This is a genomic window from Wohlfahrtiimonas larvae (genome assembly GCF_002006755.1).
Lineage (GTDB): Bacteria > Pseudomonadota > Gammaproteobacteria > Cardiobacteriales > Wohlfahrtiimonadaceae > Wohlfahrtiimonas > Wohlfahrtiimonas larvae.
Map to the genome: position 1 here is coordinate 1 of NZ_MVDO01000091.1, position 4389 is coordinate 4389.

Below are 4389 nucleotides of genomic sequence, written 5' to 3' on the forward strand. Positions count from 1 at the left end.
AATGGATAAGTTTCTTCACCATTGTCACTGGGATCATAACGATTGATCAATGTGCCTTTTGGAAAGATAAATTCACCATATTGATGATCATGTTCTAACACAAAATTTCTACGCATTTGCTGATTGCGATGCTTTTCATCATAGCTTTCTGATAGCTGATTCAGCTCTTTTTTTATACTCAAAGTCTCACATCCAATCACAGATAATATGCCCGTTAATATAAATATAACGATTGAAATCCCAGCGAGAATTTTTCGCTTAAAAAATTGCTGCCAAACGGATATTTGTGCTTTGCGAGCTACATAAACAACTCTTGCTATGATCGATAATGTGATAAAAATAAAAAATGGCGTGATCCATAAAAGCAGTTCTGCGATATAGAAATACAAAAAAACATTGGGATTAATTGGAATCATAATGAGATATTTAAATGATAATTTACTCATCCTACCTGAAGATAATTTAGATTCAAAATAATCCATCAATCTACTTTTGGCTCGATCACTAAATATTTTGTCCATCATTAAAAACATATATCTTCTCAATTGCGTATAATAATCATTCTTATTTGAAAGTGATTTTTGGTGAGTAACATGCAAATGGATATTGCGAACTTTCCTATTGTTAAAATAGATTACAGTGCGCCTTATAGAGTTGATTTTAGAGAAATATTAGATAATTTGGATGAGCTATTTGCCAAAGAACAACCTTTTGTCATCATTGGTAAGGGCGAATCTTCTCAAGAAGAAGCCGACCAAGCTAAAGATGTTCGTATGGAAGTTGCCGCATGGGCAAATCAGCGCAAAGTGTATCTTAACCGTTGGGTATTATCTTCTTTCATGATCATTCCTGATCCTAAAAAACGTGAAGAAATGCAATTATACGCACCAATTTTTGAGAAATTTTGGGAATATCCATTCGTCATGGTTGCATCTCAAGAAGAAGCTTATCAAAAAGCATCTATTTTATTGGCTGCTGAATAATATCGGAGCTTCTAGATGTTCATTAATCATTTTAAAATCTCCTCAGATTATCCTGATCAAATTGATCGTAAAGTTGTTGTGGTCGGCATGGGGCTGATCAGTGAAAGCTGGGAATTAATGGATCATTCCCATAAAAAAGGACAACTTATTTTTATTGAAAAAGGGGTCACAAGTTTAGAAACAAAAAGTGGGATATGGAATGTCCCTTCTCATGGTGCAGTATGGGTACCTCCTAATACCGAACATCGCTCTATTATCAGTGATCATTCTAAAGGGCTCATTTTATTCATCGCCCCCGAAGTCTGTGATGCTTTACCCAAAGAGTGTTGCACAATTCATATTTCTTCTCTGTTAAGAGAACTTTTACAAAAAGTTGCAACTTTTCCAGAAGATTATGATGAAACTGGTCCAAGTGGTTTAATCATTGAGGTACTTCTGAATGAATTGAAAGTCGCACCATTAGACCAACTCAATTTACCACTACCTCGTGATCCTAGACTTAAAAAGCTTACAAAACACATTATCGACAATCCTGTGGAACGTGAAACATTACAATCATGGGCGAAGTCCATCAATATGAGTTCACGCAATATGTCACGTTTATTTTTAGAAGAGACCGGCATGAGTGTGAATCAATGGCGCAGGCAACTGCATGTTGTGAATGCCATTTTTATGTTGGGTGAAGGTCGATCTCTACAAGATATTACAGAACTACTGGGTTATACCAACACCAGTAGCTTTATTACCATGTTCCGTAAAATCGCAGGTGTTTCACCAAAACGATTCATGATAGAGCGCAAAGAAAGAGAACAACAAATATTTCATATCCCTGCAGGTGGATTTTATGAATATAAATAAAAACGTCCTGATTCAGGGAAGTCTATTCAGTATTCTTTTTCTAATACTTTGTATTATTTCGTTAGCAATTGGTGCACAAGATATGTCATGGCTAACATTAACGGCGAGTCGTTTTCCACGCTTGGCATCACTCGTTTTAACGGGCGTTGGCTTATCTGTGTGCGGTGTGATTTTGCAACACATCGTGCGCAATAAATTTGTGGAACCTGCAACATCAGGTGGATTGGATGCCGCAAAGCTTGGTATTCTCGTTGCGCTCACAATGATCCCGACATCCAGTAATATCATTCGTATGCTCTTTGCCCTGCTCTTCTGCTTTGCTTCTAGTTTAATTTTTGTGGGCATGGTGAGCCGTATTCGCCTCAAAAGCACAGTACTCATTCCTGTGATTGGCTTAATGTATGGCGGTGTACTCAGCGCCATTGCTGAATATTACGCTTATCACAATAATATTCTGCAAAGCATGCAAGGTTGGATGCTCGGCGATTTCTCAAAAATCGTGCAAGGCAACTATGAAATCATTTATCTCATTTTGCCGATTGTGGTTTTGACTTATTTATATGCTCAGCGCTTCACAATGCTTGGCATGGGCGAAGGCATTGCCAAAAGCCTAGGCTTAAATTACACAGCTACAGTTGTGCTAGGTTTAATCCTTGTGGCTGTTACAGTTGCATCCACTGTTATTACCGTTGGTGCCATTCCCTTTGTAGGCTTAGTGATTCCTAACTTAGTTGCAATGCATTATGGCGATAATCTTGGCCGCACTTTACCGCTTGTTGCTTTGGGTGGTGCATCGCTATTATTAATCTGCGACATCATTGGGCGCTTATTGATTCATCCTTTTGAAGTGCCCATTGGCTTAACCGCTGGCAGTATTGGTGGTATTTTGTTCTTCATATTGATTTTATGGAGAAACAGAGCATGAACCATTTAATCACAAGATTACCCAAGCACAGTATTTGGATCATTGTATTTGCTCTCGCGATGACATTTCTATTTATCCGTTCAGGCTTTGATTTCAATTATCTCATTCCTAAGCGAATGAATCGCTTAGTCACCATGATCATTGGCGGTATTTGCATTGCTTGGTCATCCATTATTTTTCAAAGCATCACAAGTAACCGCATTTTAACGCCCGCAATTATGGGTTATGAATCAGTTTATTTACTGTTTCAATCATTATTGATTCTATTCATGGGCGCACAAAGCTTGGTGATTATCAGCGCAAATATGAATTTTTTATTATCCATCATATTAATGCTCAGTTATTCATGGATCATTCATCGATTCCTGTTTCGTAATGGTCAAAATGATGTGTACGTTCTATTAATGCTCGGCTTAGTGTTAACAATAGTCATCAGCACATTTACACAATTTATTCAGCTCAAAGTGAGCCCCGGGGAATTCTCGATTTTATTAGGCTTCAGCCAAGCTTCCTTTGGGAAAGCTGAACCTCAACAATTAATCATTTCCACCGTAATTCTAGCTTTTGTTAGCATCATTGGCATTAAGTATTTACCTAAATTAGATGTGTTGTCATTAGGGCGTGATCAAGCAATATCATTGGGCGTAGATTACCAGCGTACAGTGCGATTGTATCTATTATTGATTGCAATATTGGTTGCAATTTCAACAAGCTTACTTGGCCCTACAGCTTTTATGGGAATTTTCGTTGCCAATATGACTTATGCATTAACGCGTTCATTTAGGCACACAATGACATTATCAACAGGCGCAGCCATTGCAATTGCAATGTTTATAGTGGCACAGCTTGCAGTAGAACACTTATTTAACTACCGAACTACCGTCAGTATTTTGGTAAATTTAGTGTGCGGCACATGGTTTTTACTATTGATGTTACGCACACGCGGATCAACCTAAACACACTCAACTGGTGACGACCAATTGAACCATTCAGGCTGTCTTTTTAAGACCTAGCCCTAGCTAAACTTTGCCGTAAAAAACGTAAAAGGAGAATAAACATGATCTTTAACTCAAAGCACAAGTTTGGTGCGATCACTTTATTACTAGCAACCGCTGTTGCCCTGCAAGGCTGTGAGCCTAAAACAGCCACAGCTAATGTATCACCACAAACAGATTATGAGCCTGTTGCAATTCAGCATCATTTAGGCACAACTGACATCAAGCAAATGCCACAAACTGTAGCTGCGCTAGATATGAATGAAGTGGATTTTCTTGATCAATTGAACATCCCTGTTGCGGGCATGCCAAAAGATTTTGTGCCACATTTCCTAGCGAAATATAAAACAGCACCGAATATTCAAGATACAGGCGCAATTGTACAACCAAATATGGAAAAGGTTTATGCAACGCGCCCTGATTTAATCTTGATCACATCATTACAAGCAAACCATTACAAAGAATTAACGCAAATTGCTCCAACCATTCATTTTGATGTGGATTATAAAGATAGCCAATCTGCCCACATTGAAGTGATCAAAAAGCATCTTATGGATTTAGGCAAAATTTTCAAAAAAGAAAAGTTAGCACAACAGAAAGTTGATGAGATCAATGAAAAGGTTAAAGA

Annotated in this window: 5 protein-coding genes and 1 pseudogene; 5 read left to right on the top strand and 1 reads right to left on the bottom strand. The window is 37.9% G+C overall.

Features of this window, described 5'->3' with window-relative positions:
• Positions 1 to 524, bottom strand: a pseudogene (locus tag BZK14_RS05695) (hypothetical protein); the annotation flags it as partial.
• A 69-nt stretch (positions 525 to 593) separates the two neighbouring features.
• Between BZK14_RS05695 and BZK14_RS05700 the strand changes: the two are divergent.
• The 5 genes from BZK14_RS05700 to BZK14_RS05720 form a co-directional block, all read left to right on the top strand.
• Complete coding sequence (locus BZK14_RS05700; RefSeq protein WP_077925595.1) at positions 594 to 983, top strand: hypothetical protein; 390 nt, start codon at positions 594 to 596, stop codon at positions 981 to 983.
• Positions 984 to 998: 15 nt separating this feature from the next.
• Positions 999 to 1841 carry an AraC family transcriptional regulator gene (locus BZK14_RS05705; protein ID WP_077925596.1) on the top strand — a complete coding sequence of 281 codons (843 nt, stop codon included), beginning with the start codon at positions 999 to 1001 and terminating at the stop codon, positions 1839 to 1841.
• On the top strand, positions 1828 to 2766 hold the full coding sequence (locus BZK14_RS05710) for an ABC transporter permease (protein ID WP_077925597.1): 939 nt from the start codon (positions 1828 to 1830) through the stop codon (positions 2764 to 2766). The genes BZK14_RS05705 and BZK14_RS05710 overlap by 14 nt, the downstream gene beginning before the upstream one ends.
• Entirely contained in the window at positions 2763 to 3722 is a 960-nt protein-coding gene (locus BZK14_RS05715; protein ID WP_143691368.1) for an iron chelate uptake ABC transporter family permease subunit, read from the top strand. Before BZK14_RS05710 ends, BZK14_RS05715 begins: the two co-directional genes overlap by 4 nt.
• Positions 3723 to 3823: 101 nt before the next feature.
• On the top strand, positions 3824 to 4389 hold a 566-nt coding region (locus BZK14_RS05720; RefSeq protein WP_171973645.1), incomplete at its 3' end, for an ABC transporter substrate-binding protein.